General features: G+C 68.0%; 23 protein-coding genes. 11 read left to right on the forward strand and 12 right to left on the reverse strand.

What is annotated here, in order from left to right:
• Nucleotides 1–48 precede the first annotated feature (48 nt).
• Entirely contained in the window at nucleotides 49–243 is a 195-nt protein-coding gene (locus EV193_RS30700; protein WP_130348458.1) for a DUF397 domain-containing protein, read from the reverse strand.
• 22 nt (nucleotides 244–265) lie between these two features.
• Nucleotides 266–1,099 carry a helix-turn-helix domain-containing protein gene (locus EV193_RS30705; RefSeq protein WP_130348459.1) on the reverse strand — a complete coding sequence of 278 codons (834 nt, stop codon included), beginning with the start codon at nucleotides 1,097–1,099 and terminating at the stop codon, nucleotides 266–268.
• A gap of 152 nt (nucleotides 1,100–1,251) precedes the next feature.
• Between EV193_RS30705 and EV193_RS30710 the strand changes: the two genes are divergently transcribed.
• Nucleotides 1,252–2,397, forward strand: coding sequence for a cytochrome P450 (locus EV193_RS30710; RefSeq protein ID WP_130348460.1), 1,146 nt, complete (start codon nucleotides 1,252–1,254; stop codon nucleotides 2,395–2,397).
• On the opposite strand, the gene EV193_RS30715 is transcribed toward EV193_RS30710, so the two are convergent.
• The 4 genes from EV193_RS30715 to EV193_RS30730 form a co-directional block, all read right to left on the reverse strand.
• Nucleotides 2,364–2,546 carry a hypothetical protein gene (locus EV193_RS30715; RefSeq protein WP_130348461.1) on the reverse strand — a complete coding sequence of 61 codons (183 nt, stop codon included), beginning with the start codon at nucleotides 2,544–2,546 and terminating at the stop codon, nucleotides 2,364–2,366. The genes EV193_RS30710 and EV193_RS30715 overlap by 34 nt on opposite strands.
• A 13-nt stretch (nucleotides 2,547–2,559) precedes the next feature.
• Nucleotides 2,560–4,377: a carbamoyltransferase family protein gene (locus EV193_RS30720; RefSeq protein ID WP_130348462.1), complete on the reverse strand. Its 1,818-nt coding sequence runs from the start codon at nucleotides 4,375–4,377 to the stop codon at nucleotides 2,560–2,562.
• The gene (locus EV193_RS30725) at nucleotides 4,374–6,443 is read right to left on the reverse strand and encodes an iron-containing redox enzyme family protein (protein ID WP_130348463.1); all 2,070 of its coding nucleotides are present in this window, start codon (nucleotides 6,441–6,443) and stop codon (nucleotides 4,374–4,376) included. The genes EV193_RS30720 and EV193_RS30725 overlap by 4 nt, the downstream gene beginning before the upstream one ends.
• Before the next feature lie 101 nt (nucleotides 6,444–6,544).
• A complete protein-coding gene (locus EV193_RS30730) occupies nucleotides 6,545–7,570 on the reverse strand; it encodes an SGNH/GDSL hydrolase family protein (RefSeq protein WP_242613785.1) in 1,026 nt (341 codons plus the stop codon).
• A 156-nt stretch (nucleotides 7,571–7,726) separates the two neighbouring features.
• Between EV193_RS30730 and truB the strand changes: the two genes are divergently transcribed.
• Nucleotides 7,727–8,611: a tRNA pseudouridine(55) synthase TruB gene (gene truB, locus EV193_RS30735; RefSeq protein ID WP_130348528.1), complete on the forward strand. Its 885-nt coding sequence runs from the start codon at nucleotides 7,727–7,729 to the stop codon at nucleotides 8,609–8,611.
• Between the two features lie 710 nt (nucleotides 8,612–9,321).
• Nucleotides 9,322–10,284 carry a bifunctional riboflavin kinase/FAD synthetase gene (locus EV193_RS30740; RefSeq protein WP_130348464.1) on the forward strand — a complete coding sequence of 321 codons (963 nt, stop codon included), beginning with the start codon at nucleotides 9,322–9,324 and terminating at the stop codon, nucleotides 10,282–10,284.
• A gap of 151 nt (nucleotides 10,285–10,435) precedes the next feature.
• Here the strand turns inward: EV193_RS30740 and EV193_RS30745 are convergent, their stop codons facing one another.
• The 4 genes from EV193_RS30745 to EV193_RS30760 all read right to left on the reverse strand — a co-directional run bounded on the left by EV193_RS30745 (nucleotide 10,436) and on the right by EV193_RS30760 (nucleotide 14,657).
• Nucleotides 10,436–11,524 carry a S8 family peptidase gene (locus EV193_RS30745; protein ID WP_165401563.1) on the reverse strand — a complete coding sequence of 363 codons (1,089 nt, stop codon included), beginning with the start codon at nucleotides 11,522–11,524 and terminating at the stop codon, nucleotides 10,436–10,438.
• A gap of 290 nt (nucleotides 11,525–11,814) precedes the next feature.
• Nucleotides 11,815–12,402: a GNAT family N-acetyltransferase gene (locus tag EV193_RS30750; RefSeq protein WP_130348466.1), complete on the reverse strand. Its 588-nt coding sequence runs from the start codon at nucleotides 12,400–12,402 to the stop codon at nucleotides 11,815–11,817.
• Nucleotides 12,402–13,901, reverse strand: a complete 1,500-nt coding sequence (locus tag EV193_RS30755) for an APC family permease (protein ID WP_130348467.1) — start codon at nucleotides 13,899–13,901, stop codon at nucleotides 12,402–12,404. The genes EV193_RS30750 and EV193_RS30755 overlap by 1 nt, the downstream gene beginning before the upstream one ends.
• 33 nt (nucleotides 13,902–13,934) lie before the next feature.
• Nucleotides 13,935–14,657 (reverse strand): GOLPH3/VPS74 family protein, encoded by a 723-nt coding sequence (locus EV193_RS30760; protein ID WP_341273214.1) that lies wholly within the window; start codon nucleotides 14,655–14,657, stop codon nucleotides 13,935–13,937.
• Between the two features lie 244 nt (nucleotides 14,658–14,901).
• On the opposite strand from EV193_RS30760, the gene EV193_RS30765 reads away from it, so the two are divergent.
• From EV193_RS30765 to EV193_RS30800, 8 genes are all read left to right on the forward strand, one after another.
• Entirely contained in the window at nucleotides 14,902–15,381 is a 480-nt protein-coding gene (locus tag EV193_RS30765) for an XRE family transcriptional regulator (RefSeq protein WP_130348468.1), read from the forward strand.
• A complete protein-coding gene (thpR, locus tag EV193_RS30770) occupies nucleotides 15,381–15,923 on the forward strand; it encodes an RNA 2',3'-cyclic phosphodiesterase (RefSeq protein ID WP_130348469.1) in 543 nt (180 codons plus the stop codon). The genes EV193_RS30765 and thpR overlap by 1 nt, the downstream gene beginning before the upstream one ends.
• Nucleotides 15,924–16,019: 96 nt before the next feature.
• Nucleotides 16,020–16,289, forward strand: a complete 270-nt coding sequence (rpsO, locus tag EV193_RS30775; RefSeq protein WP_130348470.1) for a 30S ribosomal protein S15 — start codon at nucleotides 16,020–16,022, stop codon at nucleotides 16,287–16,289.
• 216 nt (nucleotides 16,290–16,505) lie between these two features.
• A complete protein-coding gene (locus tag EV193_RS30780; protein WP_130348471.1) occupies nucleotides 16,506–18,752 on the forward strand; it encodes a polyribonucleotide nucleotidyltransferase in 2,247 nt (748 codons plus the stop codon).
• Nucleotides 18,749–20,107, forward strand: coding sequence for a M16 family metallopeptidase (locus tag EV193_RS30785; RefSeq protein WP_242613786.1), 1,359 nt, complete (start codon nucleotides 18,749–18,751; stop codon nucleotides 20,105–20,107). The genes EV193_RS30780 and EV193_RS30785 overlap by 4 nt, the downstream gene beginning before the upstream one ends.
• Nucleotides 20,104–20,847 carry a 4-hydroxy-tetrahydrodipicolinate reductase gene (gene dapB, locus EV193_RS30790; protein ID WP_130348472.1) on the forward strand — a complete coding sequence of 248 codons (744 nt, stop codon included), beginning with the start codon at nucleotides 20,104–20,106 and terminating at the stop codon, nucleotides 20,845–20,847. The genes EV193_RS30785 and dapB overlap by 4 nt, the downstream gene beginning before the upstream one ends.
• Entirely contained in the window at nucleotides 20,844–21,281 is a 438-nt protein-coding gene (locus tag EV193_RS30795; protein WP_130348473.1) for a hypothetical protein, read from the forward strand. The genes dapB and EV193_RS30795 overlap by 4 nt, the downstream gene beginning before the upstream one ends.
• A gap of 175 nt (nucleotides 21,282–21,456) precedes the next feature.
• Nucleotides 21,457–22,053 carry a hypothetical protein gene (locus EV193_RS30800; RefSeq protein ID WP_130348474.1) on the forward strand — a complete coding sequence of 199 codons (597 nt, stop codon included), beginning with the start codon at nucleotides 21,457–21,459 and terminating at the stop codon, nucleotides 22,051–22,053.
• Nucleotides 22,054–22,117: 64 nt separating this feature from the next.
• Here the strand turns inward: EV193_RS30800 and EV193_RS30805 are convergent, their stop codons facing one another.
• On the reverse strand, nucleotides 22,118–22,441 hold the full coding sequence (locus EV193_RS30805; RefSeq protein ID WP_130348475.1) for a hypothetical protein: 324 nt from the start codon (nucleotides 22,439–22,441) through the stop codon (nucleotides 22,118–22,120).
• 26 nt (nucleotides 22,442–22,467) lie between these two features.
• Nucleotides 22,468–23,082, reverse strand: coding sequence for an SRPBCC family protein (locus EV193_RS30810; protein WP_130348476.1), 615 nt, complete (start codon nucleotides 23,080–23,082; stop codon nucleotides 22,468–22,470).
• Nucleotides 23,083–23,099: the final 17 nt, after the last annotated feature.

The following is a 23,099-nucleotide window of genomic DNA, read 5'->3' on the forward strand; positions in this document are numbered from 1 at the left end:
CGCCGGCGAGTCACACTCACAACCCCAGCCGCGTCACCCGAAGGGGCGCTATGCGGAAGTCCAGCGGTTGAACGACGTGTAGCCCGAGGCGGGAACCATCAGCAACGGGCCGCTTGGGTTCTTGGAGTCGCGCAGGGCGGTCATGTCGCCGGCAACGGCGACCTCGACGCAGTCGTGGTTGCTGCCGTCGCTGCTGCGGCTGCTCTTGCGCCACCGGAGGTCGGTGAGATCCATCGCGGGCATGCGGGTCGCCTCTCGTCGCGTCTCAGAGGTCGGCCGCCAAGTCCTCGATGAGGTCCAACGAATCGTCCGGGGGCAACGCGAGCTTGGCGAGGCCGTCCAATCGAAGCTTAGCAAGCGCGACCTCCGCCACGCCCCGCACCGGCACGGTGGCGAAGGCGTGCTCGGCGTAGAGCATTTCCGGATAGCGCTCGTCGGGAACGTTGAGGATGAGAAAACTGCCGTTCTGGCCGTCGTTCAGTCCCGCTGATTCGGGCAGGACCTGCAGGACGACATTGTCGAGCACTGCGGTTTCGATGAGCCGGTTCAATTGGTCGCGCATGATTTCCGGCGCTATCTTCTGGCGCAGGATCGGCTCGTTGACGACGGCATGCAGCTCCAAAGGAACGGCGGAGCGCAGCCGCTCCTGGCGGCGTAGCCGCACCTCGATGTCGTCCTCGATTCTCTTTTCTCTACGCAGGATCCACGAGTTGGCGAAGACGGCCCGGGTGTAGGCGGCGGTCTGTAGCAGACCAGGTACGTATCCGAGGCAGAACTGCCGGACGTGGGTTGCTTCGACCTCATGCGCGATATAGCTGTAGTCGTCCAGGTCGTATTCGTCCCACCAGCCTCGTTCCTGGCCGACTTCCCACAGCTCCAGATACGGCTCCCAATTGTTGACGGCCACACCATAGAGGTCGAGCATGGCGCGCAGCTCGTGCCAACCGGGTATTTGATTCTCGCTTTCGATTCGATTCATCTTGTTCTTGCCGAATCGGAGGTGTTCGCCGGCCGCTCCTTGCGTGAGGCCGGCCTCTTGTCGCAGCCGGCGCAGTTCCCGCAGAAGCTGCCGCCCGTGGAAGTTCAGTCTCCTTGACATCCCCAGTGCCTCTCGTAACGGATCAGGCACACAGCGTACGAGTGGTGGCACCGCGAGCGGGTTTCCCGATCGGTGGATCGCACGCGGTCGGGAAGATCGCTACGATGGGGAGCACGGCGTACGCGGTACGTGGTAACGGCCTTGGGGGGTTGATGACGCACACACTGCCGACCGCTCGTGACTGTCCCTTCGATCCGCCCGTCGAGCTGCGAGAACGCGCCGAGCGTCCGATCAGCCGGCTGCGGTTCGCCGACGGTTCGCTCGGCTGGCTGGTGACCGACTACGCCGCGGCTCGCCACGTGCTGAGCGATTCCCGGTTCAGCACGGACCCGGCGCGCACGCGTTCACCTCTTCGTATCGATCACCAGGCGGCGCCTCCCGGCATGTTCCTGTTCATGGACCCGCCGGACCACACGCGCTACCGGCGGCTGCTGATGGGCTTCTTCACCTTGCGGCGCGCCAGGGACATGGAGCCTCGCATCACGGCGATCGCCGAGGAGTTGGCCGACGATCTCACCTCGCCGGCCGATCTGGTGGAGTCCTTCGCGCTCCCGCTGGCGTCGCGCGTCGTGTGCGGCCTGCTCGGCGTCCCGTACACCGATCACGAGTTCTTCGAGTACCAGACGCGGAACATGGTCGACCCGGCCCGGTCCTTCGAGGAGCGGCAGGCCGACAACGGCGTGATGTTCGAGTATCTCGGGAAACTGGTGCGGCACAAGCGAACCGAGCCGGCCGACGATCTGCTGAGCGGCCTGCTGGAGCTGACCGACGATGAGCTCGTCGGCATCGGCCTGCTGCTGTTGTTCGCGGGGCACGAGACGACCGCGAACATGCTCGGGCTCGGGACGTTCGCGTTGTTGCAGCACCCTGATCAGTGGGCCGCCCTGCGCGCCGATCCGGGCCGCCTGGACGGCGCGATCGAGGAGCTGCTCCGGTACCTGAGCATCGTGCAGTACGAGGTGAACCGGGCCGCCCTGGAGGACGTCGAGGTGGCGGGGCAGGTGATCGCGGCGGGCGAGCCCGTGCTGGTGTCCCTGCCGCTGGCCAACCGCGATTCGGCGCACTTTCCCGACGGCGAATCGTTGGACGTCGGCCGATCCGCCTCCGGGCACCTCGCGTTCGGGTTCGGCGTGCACCAGTGCCTCGGGCAGCACCTCGCGCGGATCGAGATGCGGGTCGGGTTCTCCACCCTGCTGCGACGATTCCCCGACCTGCGGCTGACCGTCCCCGCCGACGAGGTGCCACTGCGGGCCGGGCGCGGGATCTACGGCGTCGACCGGCTCCCGGTGGCCTGGTAGGTGCCGCGCGCGGTGTGCGCGCCGAGCCAGTAGCTGCCGGCCGAGCGGTCCAGCTGTCGGCTGAGCGGATCGCGCACCGCCCGGATGATCAGCCCGACCGGGACGATCACCACGACGTACACGATCGCCAGCAACACGTTCCTGAGCACCGCGACACCTCTCTCAGTCCAGCGGAATGGCCGCACGCCAGTCCTCGTCGTCCGACCACTCGGGCTGGTCCGATTTTCGCAACAGGAAGTCGCCGAGCACGAGAATGTCGATGTTCGTGCGCATGAAACACCGGTAGGCGTCCTCCGGTGTGGCCACGATCGGCTCGCCGCGCACATTGAACGACGTGTTCACCAGAACCGGGCAACCGGTGCGTGATTCGAATTCCTTCAACAGTTCGTAGGATCGCGGATCGTCGTCGCGGGACACCGTCTGCACCCGCGCGGAATAGTCGACGTGGGTCACCGCGGGAATGGTCGACCGGCCGACCTGCAGCAGATCGAGGCCGCGCAGTCCGGCTTCGGAGATCTCGTGCCGCTGCTTGTCGGTCAACTGCGCGACGATCAACATGTACGGGCTGGCCTGCCCCAGCCGGAAGTACTCCTCAGCCGCTTCGGCGAGCACCATCGGCGCGAACGGGCGGAACGACTCGCGGAACTTGATCTTCTGGTTCATCGTCGACTGCATCGCGGGATCACGCGCGTCGCCGAGGATCGATCGCGACCCGAGTGCACGCGGCCCGAACTCCATGCGCCCCTGGAACCAGCCGACCACCTTGCCGTCCTCGAGTTCGGCGGCGACCCGGGGTGCCACCTCGTCAGCGGCCAGGTATTCGTGCGGAAGTCCTTTCGTGTCAACGAATTCCTGGATCTGATGCTCGTCGTAGCCCGGGCCGAGGCGCGCGCCGGACATCGCGTCCCGGCCGGTGCCGACCTGCGGGCGATCAGTGCCGGCGGCCAGCAGCGCGGCGCCGAGCGCGCCGCCGGCGTCACCCGCGGCCGGCTGCACCCACAGCTCGTCCACGATCCCGGTGTCCACGATCCGTCCGTTCGCGACGCAGTTCAGCGCGACACCGCCGGCCAGGCACAGGCGTCGCTCGTCGGTCCGCTCGCAGGCGAACGCGGCCAGCCGCAGCATGATCTCCTCGGTCACCTGCTGCACCGAGGCGGCGAGATCGAATTCGCGCTGGGTCAGTTCGCCTTCCGGTTCCCGCCGAGGGCCGCCGAACAGCTCCTCGAATCGCCGGCCGGTCATCACCTGGCCGTAGAGGAATTCGAAGTATCGCGTGTCCAGCCGGAACGATCCGTCCGGCTTGATGTCGACCAGCTTGTCCCGGATCGTCGAGGCGAATCGCGGCTCGCCGTAGGGTGCGAGGCCCATCACTTTGTATTCACCGGAATCGACCTTGAACCCGCAGAAATACGTGAACGCCGAGTAGAGCAGTCCGAGAGAATGCGGGAATCGAAGCTCCGTGACCGGCTCGATCCGATTGCCGACGCCGTGCCAGATCGACGTGGTGGTCCATTCGCCGACACCGTCGACGCAGAGCACGGCGGCCGATTCGTACGGGCTGGGCAGGAACGCCGACGCGGCGTGCGACTCGTGGTGCCCGAAGCATTCCACCGCCGGCACCGCGCCGAGATCCAACTCGCCGAGCCGCTCGCGCACGGTGTCGGCCGTGCGCCGCTTCCAGCTCAGCCACTGCGGCACGACCTGGCGAAACGACGTCCAGCCGCGCGGCGCGACGCTCGCGTAGGTGGCCAGGATTCTGCGGAACTTCAACTTCGGCTGTTCGTAGTAGGCCACGACGTCCAGGTCGTCCAGCCGCGCGCCGGCCTCGTCCAGGCAGTACCGGACGGCGTGACCGGGGAACGACGGATCGTGCCGGCGCCGGCTGAACCGCTCCTCCTGCGCGGCCGCCACGATGCCGTGCTCACCGACCAGGGCGGCGGCACTGTCGTGGTAGTACGCCGAAATACCCAGAACGGTCATGAGCGTCGACTCCTCGGAACGCGGGTGCGCAGCGCGGCGTAGGTCCGCGCGGCCGCACCGGTCGGTGGGCGCAGCGACCGGTAGCCGACTCTGATCCGCTCCCAGATGTCGCACCGCTGGTCGGATCCGCCGAGGCCGGCCAGATGGCTGTCGATCGCGTCCACCGCCCACGCCGAATGCCCGGTCGCCACGTTATCGATCGTGTTGTGCAGGTCGACGAACTGCGTGCTGAACCCGTAGTGCTTCAACGCGATCCGCGCGCTGCGATACCCACCGCCGACGCCGGACAGCTCCATCGCCAGGTTCAGCCCGAGGATCTCCGGCATGAACGTCTGCGGGAACCGCGAGATCGACAGCCAGTAGACCGGCAGCGCGAACGACTCGGCGCGGAAGCCGGCGTACTCGGCGAAACTCGGCGACACCGTCGGCGGCAGGTCGATTCCCATGTCCCGCAACAGGTTCCGGTAGATCCGGGGATGGTTGATGTCCATCTCGCCGTTGCCCAGCTCGTCCCAGTAGGTCTGGAACAGGAAGTGCCCGGCGGCCGAGGAGGCGAGTCGATAATCGGTGAAACCCTGCAGCCAGCCGCCGTCGATCATGATCAGCGGAGCCAGTTGCAGGGTCGAGTCGATCAGCTCGTCGCGGGTCGGCAGCGGAGTGTCGCTCTCGTCGAACTCCCGTCCGTGGCGATCGTGCTCCTGCTCCAGCCAGGTACGCAGTCCGCTGTCGCGGTCCCACTCGCGCGGGAGCTGGTGCGCGTGGTCGAGCCGGTAGCGGGAGCGGGCCAGCCAGCGGGCGACGTAGCCGCGCGCGAACCGGCGCAGCGGCTCGGAACCGTCGCGGCTGAGCAGCGCGGTGTAGGCGGCGCGGAGGTTCGCCGGCTGCTGTCCGGTGGCCGGCGCGGGGGCATGGCCGGCCACCGGACGATCACCATGGCGGTGCCACGAGCGCTGGGCTTCCCGCAACGGTTCCGCTTCGCCGTCCGCGCGCGGCAGGGCGCTGATCCACCGGCGGATGACGGCGAGCTCGTCGTCGGTGAAGATCCGGAACATCGGGCCTTTCGGGCCGATCAACCCGCGCAGCAGCGGGCTCCGGTCCGGCTCTCCCGGGCGCACCAGCGGGCTGTTGGCCAACGCGGCGAGGAACTGGCTGGGGCCAGAATCCACGTTGGCGAACCATTCGGCGAGTGGGCGACCGTCGAGTTTGTATCGGGCGTGGTAGACCGCCGCCTGGCGCGCCCGCGCGTAGATCAGGCGCCACATGTCGTAGTCGGGGGAGGTGCTCAGCCCGGCCTCGCGCAGCAGGCTCGCGCACCATCGGCGCAGTTCGCCGGCGGCCCAGTGGAATCCGGTGCGCACGGTCGTCTCGTCGAACGCGCGCACGGCGTCCCGCGCCCGGTCCAGCGCGGGCCGCGGGTCACCCTCGCGTGCCGCGCCGAGGTCCAGGTCGCGGCGCACGTCCTCGCCGAGTTCGATCGCGGCGAGTGGTGGCGGCAGGCCGACCGCGCGCAAGCACAGGTCGGCACCGAGCAGTTCGCCGGAGAACCGGTCGGGCAGGCGGCTCATCGCGAGCAGCAGTCCGGGGAACCGGAAACTGAAACCCTCGATCCGCTCGTGTCCGGTGAGCTGGAGATCCGTCTCGTGGTCGCCGATCCGGTGCCGCCGCAGCACTTCGCGGAACACGCTGCCGCGGTCGGCGAACGCGTGACCGACGCCGATGTCGGACGCGTACAGCGACAGCACGTGCAGCGCCGGCTCGGTCTCCGCGTTGCCGGCACTGGACATCCACTGCAGCCACGCGCCGGCCGACAGCGCCAGCGGCGAGCAGTTGAGCAGCGTGTAGCGGACGGTCGGGTCGCCGCCGTCACGCAGAACCTCGGCGAACCGTGCTGTTTCGTCGGTGCACCAGGACCGGACTTCGGCGATCAGGTCGTCGATGTCGGCCGGCTCGTCGGCCGCGTCGGCGAGTGCGGCCGCGACGTCGGCGGCCGATGGCGGACTCTCCGGGTCCAGCGCCCGCAGATATCTGGTCCGATCGTCGAGAATCGGTTCGGCCGTGGTCGACATCGGTCAGAACATCGGATAGATCGAGCTTTCCTTGCCGCGCTTCTTCTTCTTTTTGCGCCCCTTGAAGAAGGCGATCAGCTTACGGAACATCGTTCCACCCCCTACAAATCGAGCTCGGCCGTGATGATCGCCGCGACGAGTTCGTTGCCGTCGTCGGTGAGGTGCACCTTGTCGAAGAAGATCCACTGTTCGGCGGTCACCTTCTCCGCGACCGCCTTGTTCGTGTCGATGAACGGGATATCGCGATCGGCGCAGAACTTCTCGATCAGGCCCGCGTATTCCTTGTGCACCGCCGGATCGACGGCCGCATTGAACAGCGCCCACATGGCGGCCCGCTCTTCGTCTTTCTCGTCCGCTTCGATCAGCAGTTTCTCTTCGGTGGAGTAGGGCTTTCCGGTCCACGGCAGAGTCGGCTGCAACGCGAAATGCAGGCGCGCGCCGGTCGGCGTGACGACGTCTCGGAGAACGTCCAGATCCCGCCGTAGGTTGCGAATGGCGATGTCGATCCGTTCCTCGACGGACGGCGTCTTCGGCTCGGGCTCGGCTCGCTTGCCGCGCAGTCCGACCTTCTCGGCCACCCTGGCCAGCGCGCTCTGTCCCCACTGCGGGTGCGCCATCTCCGGCACGCCGAGCTGGGTGAAGAACTCGCCCGAGAAGAAGAACTGGCCATAGCCTTTGTCGGAGTTCGGCAGGCCGGCGGTGATCAGATTGTTGAGCCCGGAGAAGACGACGACATCACGCGGCTGCGGCAGTTCGTGCCGGTGCAGCATGAACAGGATCAGCTCTTGGGTCGAATTCAAGGCGGGTGCGCCGAAGTTGAGCCACGGCGTGCCGGAGGGGCCGTTCGAGAGGAACGACGAAATCGTCTTGTGGTCGCTCGACGAACCGAAGCCGAATGCGGGGGACGCGCCGAGCAGCACGTTCACCGGTCCGTCGGGAAGTGCGTCCAGTGAGGCGGGGCCGGCCGGGCCGTGGGTGACGCGGAATCCCGCTGAATCGGTGTTGAGAGCCGATGACGTGAAGTCGGTGCGGTTGAAGAACATCACGTACGGCAGCCAGCGGATATCGCCGGTGGTGAACTCCTCGTAGCATTCGATTTCAGGTATCAGCCGCTTTCGCTGCTCCATCGAGAAGCCCCCACTTGTTCACGCACGTCGTTGGTTCTTCACCGAACGGTAGGGCGGGTGTGCGAGCTGTGAACACGGTCGGCTGAGACAACTGGGGTCGGACAGGGGATCGGTACTGGCGTAGGGGTGTATCCGCCGGCGTGGCACGATCGCGGAATGGCAGAAGCTGGCCTGGTCATCGTGGACAAGCCGGGCGGGATGACGTCGCACGACGTCGTGGCCCGCGTTCGGCGGATCATGCGCACACGCAAAGTCGGTCATGCCGGCACGCTCGATCCGATGGCTACCGGTGTTCTGGTGCTGGGCATCGAGCGCGCGACGAAGCTGCTTGGTCACCTCGCGCTGGATCGCAAGAGCTATCTCGCGACGATTCGGCTTGGTGCGTCGACCACGACTGATGACGCTGAGGGTGAGGCGTTGTCGGTGATCGACTCGGTGAAGCTGGACGCGGTGCGGGACAACGACATCGATGACGGTGTGGCGGCGCTGACGGGTGGCATCGAGCAGGTGCCGAGTGCGGTCAGTGCGGTGAAGGTGGACGGGGAGCGGGCGTACAAACGGGTGCGCGCGGGGGAGACGGTGGAGTTGGCGGCGCGTCCGGTGACGGTGCATCGGTTCGACGTGTTGGCGCGGCGGCGTGGTTCTGACGGGTACGACCTGGACGTGATGGTCGACTGTTCGTCGGGGACGTATGTGCGGGCGTTGGCTCGGGATCTCGGGGCGGCGTTGGGGGTTGGCGGGCATTTGACGGCGTTGCGGCGGACGACGGTGGGGCCGTTCGGTCTTTCTGTGGCGCGCACGTTGTCTGCTTTGGAGGAGCGGGCGGAGTTGTCGCTGGATCTGGATTCTGCGGTGGCGGCGGCGTTTCCTCGGGTTGATGTGGATGCACGGGTGGCGGCGGCGATTGGGTATGGGCAGCGGGTGCCGGCTGCTGGGGTGAGTGGCACGTATGGGGTGTTTGGGCCGGACGGGGTGGCTATTGCTCTCATGGTGGACTCTGGGGAGAGTGCACGGTCTCTCGTGGTGCTTCGGCCTTCTTAGGTGCACTTTCTGTCGTTTGGCTGCCGCGGCGGTCGCCGGTTGCGGGTGGCACATTGCGCGGGTGTTCCGGCGACCGCCTTGCCAACGGGATTAGGGCACGCCTTTTGCTTTGTGGGTCACCTTTAATGGGTGACGTTTTGGGGTTGGGCGGCGGTAATATTGGGGTATGGAAGACGTTTTGCTCCTGGGGAGATGTTGGGTTTTGTGGAGCGGAAGATTGCGGGGCTTCAAACGCAGCGGGTGCGAATGCTGGATATGTTCGCGAAGCGGCGGAATACGGAGAACGCGCCCGAAGAGGTTGGGATGTGTTTGAAGTGGGCGCCTGGGTACGCGGGGAACCATCCGTCGTCGGGAATGGTGACCGATGTTGGGCGGAAACGGTATCCCCGGCTGCGATGGCGGAGAATGTGCGGATGCGACATCCGCGATGTACCTATCCCGGGTGTAACCGCCCGTCGACCCGCTGCCAGCTTGACCACACCGCTCGACACGCTGACTTCGGGCGCACGTGTGTCTGCAATCTGAACCCGCGCTGCGAGCGGCACAATCTGTGCAAGGAGAAGCCCGGCTGGGTTGTCGAACAGCCCGAACCCGACGTGGTGATCACGACCAGTCCACTGGGCGACACCGTGGCCGTCCGGGCCGAACCGATCGCCGAACCTGGTCCGCCGCCGTTCTGATGGCGTCGGCTCGTCAACTAGGGTGATTCCGTGCAACGGTGGCGCGGTCTGGAGAACCTTCCCGGCGGATGGGGTCGCTGCGTGGCGACCATCGGCGTGTTCGACGGCGTGCACAGAGGCCACAGCGAGCTGATCGGCCGTGCCGTGTCGCTCGCCGAGCAGCGCGGTGTGCCGAGCGTGCTGATGACCTTCGACCCGCACCCGTCCGAGGTGGTGCGGCCGGGCAGCCATCCCGCGCAGCTCACCACGTTGCGGCGCAAGGCGGAACTGGTCGAGCAACTGGGCGTGGACGTGTTCTGCGTGCTGCCGTTCACCCCGGAGCTGTCCAAGGTCCCGGCCGACGAGTTCGTGCACGAGGTGCTGGTCGACCGCCTGCACGTCGCCGCCGTCGTCGTGGGGGAGAACTTCACCTTCGGGCACAAGGCTGCCGGCAACGTGGACCTGTTGCGGCGCTTGGGAAGTCGGTTCGGCTTCACTGTCGAGGGAGCCAAGCTGGTGACGGCCGCCGGTGCTGGCGAGGCCGATGCTGGTAGCGAGATCACCTTCTCCTCCACCTACATCCGGGCTTGCATCGACGCCGGTGACGTGGCCGCCGCAGCCGCCGCACTGGGGCGGCCGCACCGGTTGGAGGGCATCGTCGTTCGTGGTGACCGACGCGGCCGGGAACTTGGGTTTCCCACCGCGAACCTCTCCACTCCACGGTTCGCAGCCATTCCCGCTGACGGGATCTACGCCGGCCGCTTCACCTTGCTCGGCTCGGACCGCACCCTGACCGCCGCGATCTCCGTGGGTACCAATCCCACGTTCTCCGGGCGGGAACGCAGGGTCGAGGCATACGTCCTCGACGTGGACGAGGACTTCTACGGCCAGCGCGTCGGGTTCGACTTCGTCACACACCTGCGCGGCATGGAGAAATTCACCTCCACCGACGCCCTCATCGCGACGATGCACGAGGACGTGCGCCGCACGCGCGAACTCCTCGACGACGCGTGACCACCCATCTCACCGAGGTGAGGTGGGTGGCACTCGCGGGCCTAATTGATGAACGAGGTGTTGAGGATCTTGTTGGGGGAGCCGTTGCCGGGGTTCTGGATCTTGCCTTCGGTGGCATTGCCGGTCAGTTGATCCGAGATCTGCTGCGGGGTCAGGTTCGGGTCGGACTGCCGCAGCAGCGCGGCCGCTCCCGCGACGTGCGGGTGGCCATCGAGGTGCCCTGCATCGACGTCGAGCCGCCCTGCATGGAGGTCGACTCGATCTGGCTGCCCGGCGCGAAGATGTCCACGCACGTGCCGATGTTGGAGAACATGGAGCGGCGGTCGCCCTGGTCGATGGAGGCGACGGTGATCGCTTCCGGTACCCGGGCGGGGGAGTAGCCGCAGGCGTCGGCGCCGTTGTTGTTGCCGGCGGCGACGGCGTAGGTGAACCCGGCCGCGGCCGAGTTCTTCAGCGCCTCGTCACCGACTCCGACGTCGTACATGTACAGGCTCATGTTGACGATCGAGCCCTTGACGCCGTTCTTGGTCACCCAGTCGACCGCTTCCACGGTGACCGAGTCGGGGCCGGAGTTGCCGCAGTCGAACACTCGCAGTGAGACGAGCTTCGCCTTCTTGGCCACGCCCCAGGTCTTGGAGCCGACAGTGCCGGTGACGTGCGTGCCGTGTCCGTTGCAGTCGGTCGGGTCGTCGTCCTTGTCGATGAAGTCCGGGCCATAGGTGTTGCGGCTTTCGAAGTCCGGGTGGCCCTTGGTGCCGCCACTGTCGATCACGTAGACCGTGACGCCCTCACCGGTCTTGTCGTAGACGTACTTCTTGTCCAGCTGGGTGGCCTCCTGGTCCACGCGGTCCAGGCCCCAGGTGGGGTTGGGCTGCTCGTCGGCCCCACGCGCGGTCCCGTCCTCGTACACCGTGCGCACGCGCGGATCAGTCGCCATCCGCTTGGCCTGCTGGTCGGACATGCCGTGCACCGCGAACCCGTGCAGCGCGGCGGTGTACGTGACGGCCACCCTGCCGCCGTGGTCCGCGGCCACCGATCGCGAGGTCTGCTCGATCGCCGTGGCGTTCGACGTCGCCTGCTCGCTTTCCTTCAACACCACGATGTACTGGCCGGCGTAGTGCTCCTTGGCCTGCACGACCGCGCCCTCCGGTGCCACGGCGTTCGCGGGCGCGGCGACGCCGACGATCGCGATCGCCACGCCGGCCGAAACCGCCGCGGCGATGAGTTTTCTCTTACTCATTCGACTGATCCCCTTCATTGCTTTACGCAATCGTTTGGTAACAGTGCGCCCGCTGTCGACACTAACCACGCGCATCGCCCCGAAGACAGATCACTTAAGGCAACCGGAAACAGACGGCCGAATAGACGGTTAAGCCGCGGCAGACTGTTAAGGGCGTGCCGATTCCCTGAGCTGGCAAGGGAAGTACGTGCTGCGAGGTCGCCACAACCACTGCGGGGCGGCCGCTCAAGAAGACGATGTGAACGCGCTGGAACTGGTCGAACGTCGCCTTCAACGAATTGGTGTCGGTATCAGGCCGGCTCGCGCCACATCGGCCACATCGGCGGCCCGCCCTCCGGCAGGATGAACGGCCCGCCCGCCACCACGCGATAACCGTGCCGCAGATACAGATCACGCACCCGTTCGCTGCTGGCCTCCAGGTAGGCGGGCAGGCCGGCACGGTCCAGGTGCTCGTGGTGCCGATCCATCAGCCGTGACCCGAGACCACCGCACCGCGCGTCCCGGCGCACCGCCAGGAACGCCAGATGGTGGTGCTCCACGTCGTGCGGATGGTGCGCCTCGAACGCCTCGTCGAGCATCCGGAACCGCGGTGTCCACTGACCACACGCGGCGGCGAGCCGCTCGTCGTAGTCCTGCGGCGGCGGCGGTTGCGGCGCCGTCTGGTGAAACCACACCGCGGCCGCCACCGGATCGCCCTCGGCGTCCGGCAGCACGTGGATGGTTCCGTGTTCCTGGGCGTGCTCCACGAGGATCGCGAAGTTCGCCGACAGAACCTCGGTGCGCACCGACGAGTCCGTGATCAGCCACGCGGTCACGTCCAACTCGCTGAACGCCCGCCCGATCAACGCGGCGACGGCATCCGTCTCGATCCGAATCATCACGCCTCCACTCGCTCGATCTCGATGCCTGCCTCGGTCGCGGCAGCCTTCGCACCCAGCCCGATCGCGGCGTACACCTCTGGCCGGCCCGATTTCAGCACCAGACCCCAGATGACGCCGAGCACGGCGATGGCGAGATACCCACCCGGCACGATCCAGCGCAGCGGCGAACTCGGCTCGACGCCCAGGACCGTGGTGAAGTTGTTCAACACCAGAACGACGATCGTGATCACCGCAGCCGAGGCGAGCAGCGGGGCCAGGAGCCGGCGCCACACCCCTTCACCGGACGGGTTCCTGGCGAAGAACGCGATCACCGCGATCGACGTCGCCGCGATCAGCAGCAGCACACCCAACCCGCCGGACGTGCCGCCCCAATAGAACAAGTGCACCAGCGGGTCCCACCCGGCGCCGGCGTACAACACGATCACCACAAGGCCGAACAGGCTCTGCAACACCGAGCCGGCTCTCGGCGAGCCCGACCGCGGCGACGCGCGACCAATGAACGCCGGCAGCACCCGCTCCCGGCCGAGCGCGAACGCGTACCGGGCGGTCGTGTTGTGGAAGGAGATCATCGCGGCCAGGATGCTGGTCACGAACAGCACCCGGCCCGCGGTCAGAAAGCCCTCGCCCAGGTGCTGCCCGGCCAGCGTGAACAGCAACTCCGTCGACTGTGCGCGCGCCTCGTCCACGATCCGGTCCGGCCCGGTCGCCACGCTCAGCGACCACGAGCCGAGCGTGTACAGCGCCGCGATCAACCCGACCGACAGGTACGTGGCGATCCGCACCGTGCGGCCAGGGTCCTTCGACTCCTCGCTGAACACCACCGCGCTCTCGAACCCGACGAAACCGAGCACGGCCAGCGCGAGCAGCGCGCCGACCCCCGAGCCGAACAGGTTGGCCGGGTTCAGCGTGTCGAAGGTGATCCCGCCGCCGGCCGGGTTGGCCAGGTTCGCCCCACTGAACACCAGGATCACGGCGACCTCGGCGAGCAGCAGCACCGCGAGTACCTTGCCGTTCACGTCCACCTGCTGCACGCCCAGCACGGCCACCAGCGCCCACGCCACCAGCGCGATCACCCACCAGGACACCGACCACCCGAACCACTGCGCCAGCAGCGGAGCCGTGGCCGCGCCGATCGCGCCGTACAGCCCGACCTGCAGCGCGTTGTAGGCCAGCAGTGCGATCCACGCGCCGGCCACGCCGAACGGCCGGCCGATGCCGCGGCTGATGTAGGCGTAGAACGCTCCGGCGTTGGCCACGTGCGGTGCCATCGCGACGAAGCCGACCGCGAACAGCGTCAGCACGACCGCGACCACCACGAACGCGATCGGGATGGCGGTCAGGCCGGTGGTGGCATAGCCCGTGGTGACCACTCCCGCGATCACGGTCAGCGGGGTCGCCGCCGACATCACGAAGAACAGCACCGACGGCACGCCGAGCCGGTTGCCGCGCAGCGTTGTGGCCAGCAGGCTCTGGCGTCCGGGGGACCGTGTCGACATCTCTCTCCAAACGATCTCTTGGCAGGGGGAATCTCAGCGACGGTGGCTCAGCACCGCGTCACCCACGGCGGTCTCGGTCGCGGCGACCAGCTCGCGCAGCGGTGGCGGCAGCCGGCCGACCAGGTCGGGGATCAGGCGGTGGGCCGGCACCGGGGCGTCCCGGGTGACCTCTTTCTCCAGCCCGGTCGCCGCCATCAGGCCGATCAAGGTCGCGTCCAGCAGCGACAGCGGGTGCCGCGCGTGGAGCCGGCTGGACAGGCGCGCGACCGGTCCGGCGGCGGTGTTGGGGTCCACGAGGTCGAAGACGGTCACCGTGCGCAGCAGGCGTCTGGCCTGCCGGCGGTGCGCGTGGCCGCTGTGCACGAGCCGAGTGCCGACCTGGTCGTAGGCGTCGGCGGCCAGATAGCGCAGCCACGGCGTCACGCTGCTGACGTCGTCCTCGTTCATCAGATGGCTGAGCACCGAGTGGCTGAGCACGTCCTCCGGCGGACGGGTGTCGGACACCCACAGGTGCCCGCGCTTGACGGCGATCCGTTCGGTCAGGACCAGTTCGCCGAGCAGGGCGCCGGCCAGCCCCAGACCGAGATTGACCCGATGTAGCCGCAGTTTGCCGCCCAGATCATCGTGAGCAGCCAAAAAGAACTCGTCGCCGAGTAGCACGTCCCCCGAAGACCTCCCTGTCACGATGTGCACCCGACGAGCTACCACGAACGGGGAACTCGTTCCGGCGACTGTATTGGAGGCAATCACGCGCACGTTTGGTTGCGGGGGATAATCACCCTGTTACCAACCGGTGTCGCTCGAACAGAGCAGCCGCGGCAGAGGTTGACCACCCTGGGTGGTCTAGGTCGAATCGCTGTTCACCGGGTCGGCCGCGACGCTGGTCGGCGCGTCTGGCGAAACAGGCACCGGCGGGCATGGAATGCTGGCAAGATGCTGTGGGGCTCGCGTCCGGCAACGGGGTCGGATGCTTGAGATAGGGGCAGCGGGGAGAGGCAAGGTGGACGAGCAGAGCACCGTCCAGCGCAATCTGGCGCTCCAACGTGAGTGGTATGGAGAACCGCTCGGCGACCGCGTACGGCGGCTCGTCGTGGCGTTCGACGTCTCCCAGGCGAACCTGGCGGACGTGCTCGGCATCAGTGCGCCCATGCTCAGCCAGGTGATGAGCGGCCGGCGCGCCAAGATCGGCAACCCGGCCGTGCTGGCCAGGCTGATCATGCTCGAGCGCACGATCCTCACGCCCGAGGTGGCCTCCGGCAACCGCGAGGCACGCAAGCGCGCGCTGGAGGACGTCCGCAACTCCAAGCCCTCGGTCACCAAGGACACGCTGCCGGTCGAGCACGGCCGGCACGACCGGGTGGCGATCACGGCGCTGCGCCGCATCGCCGATGCCGACGACCTCACCGGGGCGGCGCGCCTGCTCGACTCGAAGTTCCCGGTCCTCGCCGAGCTGCTGCGCCGTGCGGGGGCTGTCACGTAGTGGCGCGGCTGTTCAGCGCGATCGTGCCGTCCCCGGAGGCGGTGGCCGATCTCGCCGAGCACGTTCCCGGGCACCTTCCGGACGGCGCTGCCGAGATCAAGCTGCGCTGGACGCCGCCGGACCGGTGGCACCTCACGTTCGGGTTCTTCGGCGACGACGACTCCGAACAGCGCAGGACCAAGTGGTTGCACCGGCGCGCGACCGGCCTGCGCGCGCCCACCCTCAGGTTGGCCGGCGCCGGCAGCTTTCCCGGCGTGCTGTGGATCGGGGTCGTTGAGGAGACCGCTGGAGAGAGTGCCGACGCCATGCGCAAGCTCGCCGTGGCCGCCGGCGCGGGCCGCCGCCCGTACCGGCCGCACCTGACCGTGGCGCGGTATCAGCGCGGGCAACACGCCAAGCGGGTGATCGGCGGGCTCGTCGACCAGCTCGCCGACTACCGGGGACCAGCGTGGACGCCGTCCGACTTGGTGCTCTTCCGCAGCGACCTGAGCAGCGGCTCGCCCGTGTACGCGGCTGTCCACAGGGTCGAATTGGACGCCTGATACCCTCGATAGTTGGGTACGGCTGCGGTCCGTGGCGGCCGGTACCGACTTCGGGGTTTTCCCGACAGCACGGCACATCGAACAAGGAGTTGACGAGTGGCGCTGTCCACTGACCAGAAGAAGACCATTCTGGCCGAGTACGGCCTCAAGGACGGCGACACAGGTTCGCCGGAAGCCCAGATCGCGTTGCTGACCAAGCGCATCAGCGGTCTGACCGAGCACCTGAAGACTCACAAGCACGACCACCACTCGCGTCGGGGTCTGCTGCTGCTGGTCGGCCGTCGCCGCCGGCTGCTCAACTACCTGACCAAGGTGGACGTCGAGCGCTACCGGTCGCTGATCAAGCGGCTCGGCTTGCGCCGATAGACAAGCTGACGAGGGGGAGCGGTTCGCCGCTCCCCCTTGCCACATAAGGAACACACAGAGGACAGCGCGTCGCGCGTGCGGGTTGGTTCGCCGGTCCTCGGTAGTGGTTCCCGGGCAATCAAGCCCCGGGGGCTTCGATCGAAGACCGGCCTCGTCACCGGACGTGACCGCTTCCCGCGGGTAGACGCGCATGTCCGTGAACGAGGAGAAACAAACGTGACTGAACCCGGTATCGACGGGGTGCACGAGACAACCGCCGTCATCGACAACGGCAAGTACGGCAAGCGGACCATCCGCTTCGAGACGGGACGGCTGGCCAAGCAGGCCGCCGGCAGCGTCGTGGCCTACCTCGACGAGGAGACCATGATGCTGTCCGCCACCACGGCGTCCAAGCACCCGAAGGACCACTTCGACTTCTTCCCCTTGACGATCGACGTCGAGGAGCGGATGTACGCCATCGGCCAGATCCCGGGGTCGTTCTTCCGGCGTGAGGGTCGCCCGTCCACCGACGCGATCCTGACCTGCCGGCTGATCGACCGCCCGCTGCGCCCGTCGTTCGTCGACGGCCTGCGCAACGAGATCCAGGTCGTCATCACGGTGCAGAGCCTCAACCCGCAGGACCTCTACGACGTCGTGGCGATCAACGCCGCGTCGGCGTCCACCCAGCTGTCCGGCCTGCCGTTCTCCGGCCCGGTCGGCGGCGTGCGGGTGGCCCTGATCGAGGGCCAGTGGGTCGCGTTCCCGACTCACGAGCAGCTCGAGAAGGCCGTGTTCGACATGGTCGTCGCCGGCCGTGTCGTCAAAAGCGGTGACGGCTCTGCTGACGTCGCGATCATGATGGTCGAGGCCGAGGCCACCGACAACGTGATCGACCTGATCGGCGAGGGTGCGCAGGCGCCGACCGAGCAGATCGTGGCCGAGGGGCTCGAGGCGGCCAAGCCGTTCATCAAGGCCCTGTGCGACGCGCAGGCCGAGCTGGCCGCGTCCGCCGCCAAGGAGACCCGCGAGTTCCCGCTGTACCCGCCGTACCAGGCCGACGCCTACGAGGCCGTGTCCGCCGAGGTGTCCGACGAACTGGCCACCGCGCTGACCATCGCCGGCAAGCAGGAGCGCGAGTCCAAGTTGGACGCGCTCAAGTCCGGCACGCTGGACAAGCTGGCCGACCGGTTCGAGGGCCGCGAGAAGGAGCTGGGCGCCGCCTTCCGCTCGCTGAACAAGAAGCTGGTCCGCCAGCGGATCCTGCGTGACAAGGTGCGCATCGACGGCCGTGGCCTGACCGACATCCGGTCGCTCTCGGCCGAGGTCGCGGTCATCCCGAGGGCGCACGGCTCGGCGCTGTTCGAGCGCGGCGAGACCCAGATCCTGGGTGTCACCACGCTGAACATGCTGCGCATGGAGCAGCAGATCGACTCGCTGTCCCCGGAGAAGCACAAGCGCTTCCTGCACCACTACAACTTCCCGCCGTTCTCCACCGGCGAGACCGGTCGCGTCGGTTCGCCGAAGCGGCGCGAGATCGGCCACGGTGCGCTCGCCGAGCGGGCGATCCAGCCGGTGCTGCCCAAGCGTGACGAGTTCCCCTACGCCCTCCGTCAGGTCTCGGAAGCGTTGGGCTCCAACGGTTCCACCTCCATGGGCTCGGTGTGCGCCGCGACCCTGTCGCTGCTCAACGCCGGTGTGCCGCTGAAAGCTCCGGTGGCCGGCATCGCGATGGGCCTGGTGTCCGATGACGTTGATGGGGAGACGCGCTATGTCGCGCTGACTGACATCCTCGGCGCCGAGGACGCGTTCGGCGACATGGACTTCAAGGTCGCCGGTACCAAGGAGTTCGTGACCGCGCTGCAGCTGGACACGAAGCTGGACGGCATCCCGTCCGACGTGCTGGCCGCCGCGCTGGCGCAGGCCAAGGACGCCCGGCTGACCATCCTCGAGGTGATCGCCGAGGCGATCGACGCGCCGGACGAGATGTCGCCGTTCGCGCCGCGGGTGACCTCGGTGAAGATCCCGGTCGACAAGATCGGCGAGGTGATCGGGCCCAAGGGCAAGATGATCAACTCGATCACCGAGGAGACCGGCGCCGACATCTCCATCGAGGACGACGGCACGATCTACGTCGGTGCTGCCGACGGCCCGTCCGCCGAGGCGGCGATCGACAAGATCAACGCCATCGCGAACCCGCAGCTGCCCAAGGTCGGCGAGCGGTTCCTCGGCACCGTGGTGAAGACGGCCGCGTTCGGCGCGTTCGTCTCGCTGCTGCCGGGCAAGGACGGCCTGGTGCACATTTCCAAGCTGGGCAACGGAAAGCGCATCAACAAGGTCGAGGACGTGGTCAAGGTCGGCGACAAGCTGCGCGTCGAGATCGCCGACATCGACCAGCGCGGCAAGATCAGCCTGGTCCTGGTCAGCGAGGACGAGCCGGCCAAGGAGCAGGAGCCGGCGGCGGAGGCGGGGACACCCGCTTCGTGACCACTGGTTCGTTGAGAGCTGGACACCAGCAGACGCCGGGTAGTACCAAGGTCCTGGACCGCGCGGACAACGGTCTCGCGGTCCGCAGGACGGTGCTGCCCGGCGGCCTGCGGATCATCTCCGAGCAGATCCCCGGGGTGCGTTCGGCCAGCATCGGCATCTGGGTCGCGGTCGGCTCGCGGGACGAGCGCGCGACCGTCGCCGGAGCCGCGCACTACCTGGAACACCTGCTGTTCAAGGGAACCGCGCATCGCACGGCGACCGACATCGCCGAGGAGATCGACGCGGTGGGCGGTGAGCTGAACGCGTTCACCGCCAAGGAGCACACCTGCTACTACGCGCACGTGCTCGACGAGGATCTGCCGCTGGCCGTGGATCTGCTCACCGACGTGGTGTTCGACGCGCTGTGCGAGCCGAAGGACGTGGAGACCGAGCGGGGCGTGGTGCTCGAGGAGATCGCCATGCGCGACGACGATCCCGAGGACCTGCTGCACGACGCGTTCTGCTCGGCCGTGCTGGCCGACCATCCGCTCGGCCGGCCGGTGCTCGGCACCGAGAAGTCGATCACCGAGATGACCCGCACCGCGCTGAACGGCTTCTACCGGCGGCGGTACACGCTGCCGAAGATGGTCATCGCGGCGGCCGGCAACGTCGATCACGGCGCGGTGCTTCGCTTGGTGCGCAAGGCTTTGCGTGATCGGCTCGGCGGTGACTCGGCCCCGGTGGCTCCGCGTCGCGGCCGGGTGCGCGGGGTCGGCACGCGGCGGCTCGTGCTGCACACCGACGACACCGAGCAGGTGCACATGATGCTCGGCATGCGCGCGCTGGACCGGCACGACGAGCGCAAGTACGCGCTGAGTGTGCTCAACGCGGCGCTCGGCGGCGGTATGAGTTCGCGGCTGTTCCAGGAAGTGCGCGAGCGGCGCGGGCTGGCCTACCAGGTGTACTCGTCGGTCGCGTCCTATTCGGACACCGGGCACCTGTCGGTGTACACCGGCTGCCAGCCAGGTGCGCTCGGCGAGGTCGTCGGCCTGATCCGCGAGGTGCTGGCCGACGTGGTCCGCGACGGGCTCTCGGATGCCGAGGTCGCGCGGGCCAAGGGCCAGTTGCGCGGGGGACTGGTGCTCGGCATGGAGGACACCAACTCCCGCATGTCCCGGCTGGGCAAGAATGAGCTGAGCTACGGCGAGTACACCAGCGTGTCCGAGACGCTGGAGCGCATCGACAGGGTGACCGGCGACGAGGTGGCCGTGCTGGCCCGCGAGCTGCTCGGCAGGCCCGTCGCGGCCGCGGTGGTCGGGCCATACGATCACACCGACGACGTGCCGGACGAGGTGCACGAGGTGATCCGATGATCAAGGTTGGGGTGCTGGGCGCGCGCGGGCGCATGGGCGCCGAGGTGTGCCGCGCCGTGGAAGCCGCCGACGGCATGGACGTCGTCGCGGCGCTGGACGTGGACGACCAGCGCTCCAGCCTGGTGGACTCGGGCACTCAGGTGGTCGTGGACTTCACCCACCCGAACGCCGTGCTGGACAATGTGCGGTTCTGCGTGGACAACGACATCCACTGCGTGGTCGGCACCTCCGGGTTCGATCAGTCCAAATTGGACACCGTGCGGGATTGGTTGGCGCACAAGGAGAATGTCGGCGTGTTGGTCGCGCCGAACTTCGCGCTCGGCGCCGTGTTGTGCATGCGGTTCGCGGAGCTGGCGGCGAAGTTCTACGACACCGTGGAGATCGTCGAGCTGCACCACAACCGCAAGGCGGACGCCCCGTCCGGCACCGCGGCGCACACCGCCCGGCTCGTCGCGGCGGCGCGCGCGGAGGCCGGGCTCGGCGAGGTGCCGGATGCCACGACGTCCACAGTGGACGGTGCGCGGGGTGCGGAGGTCGACGGCGTGCGGGTGCACTCGGTGCGGCTCGGCGGGCTGGTGGCGCACCAGGAGGTGCTGTTCGGCGGCCAGGGCGAGACGCTCACAATCCGGCACGATTCGCTTGACCGCACGTCGTTCATGCCCGGCGTGGTGCTTGGCGTGCGCGGCATCGTCGATCGTCCGGGCCTCACCGTAGGACTCGACAAGCTGCTGGACCTGTGAATCCTCGTACCGCCGCGATCCTGGTGACCGCGGCCCTGGTGGTCTACTTCGTGCTGCTCGGCGGGCGCGCGGTGGCGCTGCTGCGTGACGGCGGCACGACCGCGGTGCTGCTCGGCGTGGCCGTGCTGCTGTTGCCGCTGCTCGGCGTGTGGATCGTGGTGGCGACCTGGCGCTTCGGCATCCGCACCGACGCGCTGGCCCGCAAGCTGGACGCCGAGGGTGGGCTGCCGGACACCTCCGACCTGCCGCGCCGGCCGTCCGGTCGGGTGGAGCGGGACGCCGCCGACGTGTGGTTTGACGAGCGCAAGGCCGAGCTGGACGCCGATCCCGAGAACTGGCGCAACTGGTTCCGCGTCGCGCAGGCCTACGACCTGGCCGGCGACCGCCGCCGCGCCCGCGAGGCCATGCGCCGCGCACACGACCTCGCCGAGTGATCGAGCCGGCCCGTACTCGCGAGTCCCGCGCTGTGCACCGGTGAGTCCCGCGCCCCGCATCCGCCACCTGCTCGGGTCACACGCCGTGCCCGCGAGGCCGCGCGGTGAAAGACATCTGACAGCGATCCCCTTTAGCCTGGTGCCACTATCAAGTTCCACGACGGGGAATTCACTGATGGGGAAGTTCACGCCGCGTTCCGGCGGCCTGCTGGTCTGCGTGGTCGCGGCGATCGGTTTGTCGATCAGCGGCTGCCAGTCCGATCAACAGCCGACCGCGCCCAGTTCGAGCAGCACCGCCGCGCGGCCAACCACCACCGTGCAGCCGACGACTCAGCCCACCACGACGCCCTCGCCCGCGCCGCCTTCGGCCGGCAAGACGATCGGCTCCGACGGCATCGGCAAGGCCAAGCTGGGGATGACCAAGGCGGCGGCGCTGGCGACCGGAGCGGTCAAGGTGGGCACCAGACAGGTCGCCCCGTACGAGCTGGCGGGCTACCCGTCGGACCAGTCGTACCCGGTGTGCATCAGCGAGAAATTGGGCGTGGCTTTGATAACCGTGCCTGACGACATGCGGACGAGGGAAGGGATCCGCAAGGAGGCCACCCAGCAGCAGGTCGAGGCCGCGTACCCGAAGCTGGAGAAGAAGCACAATGACTATTTCGCGGCCCCGGTGCCGGGCAACCCCAAGGCGATCTATCTGATCGAGATCAGCGGCGGCACGGTCGCGCAGATCATGATCGCTCTGGCCGACCAGGACTGCCTCACCGGGTAGACAGCGATGCGAAGACTTCCGGCCGTCACTGGCGGCCGGAAGTCTTCGTCTGTTCGATGCGTGGTCAGGCGGTTTGGTGGCGGCGGCTGCCCTGTCGGACGTGGTAGGCGATCGCGAAGCCGACGGCAGCGGCGACGACGATCGCGGCGAGGGCGGGGTGCATGTCCTTGGACAGGCTCGGCGCGCGGTCGGGTCCGATCGCCCAGAGAGCCAGCGGAGTGGCGTAGGCCGCGGTGAGTGCGCCGGCCCACCAGCGCAGCGCGTGGAGGCGGGCATCGCGCAGGGTGCCGACCAACACGAGTGCCACCGGAATGGCGGCGACCAGGGCGAACTGGCCGATGATCATGGCCGCTGCGGCCCAGGCCGAGATGATGACGGTGCGGGACATCGTTTGCTCCTTCTGGTCGCTGTGTGTCAGTGCTCGGCTTCGGCGGTCTTCTTGAGCTCGTCCAGCCACATCTCGAGGCCCATTCCGAGGAACTTGGTGGAGGTGGGCACGTCGCCCTCGACCTGATCGCCGGTCCAGGTCTCCTCGGTGCGGACGAGGACGCCGCCGCGCACCTTGGTGAAGGTCCACACGTGCACGCCGTTGTCGATGCGCAGTCCTTCGCCGATCGCGGGCCCGGTCCAGCGGATGCACTTGCCCTGCTGCAGCTGCTGGACGGCGGACGTGATGACCAGCGTGGTGGCCGGAGTCGTCGGCGTGGCGGGCACCGGGGTGGTCCAGCGGAACCGCGAGCCCTTCCGGAACGGTCCCGGGTCCAGGCGCTTCATGCTGGTGACCGGCGCCTGCCAGGCCGGCCAGCGCTCCACGTCGGTCTGCAGTCTCCAGATCGTGTGCAGCGGCGCCTCGATCAGACGCTCGGTCCGGTACCGGATCTTGGCGGCCGGGTCGACGCCCTCTCCCCGGCAGGTCAGCGCGGGCGGTTGAGCACTCTGGCTGGTCGTGGCCTGAGCAGGTGCGGCGGCGAGGACGCCGGCCGCGATCAGCGGAATCGTGAGCAGGGCGGCACGCGCACTGGTGCTCATGGGTTCTCCTCGTTGGT

Source organism: Herbihabitans rhizosphaerae, assembly GCF_004216555.1.
Taxonomy (GTDB): Bacteria; Actinomycetota; Actinomycetes; order Mycobacteriales; family Pseudonocardiaceae; genus Herbihabitans; species Herbihabitans rhizosphaerae.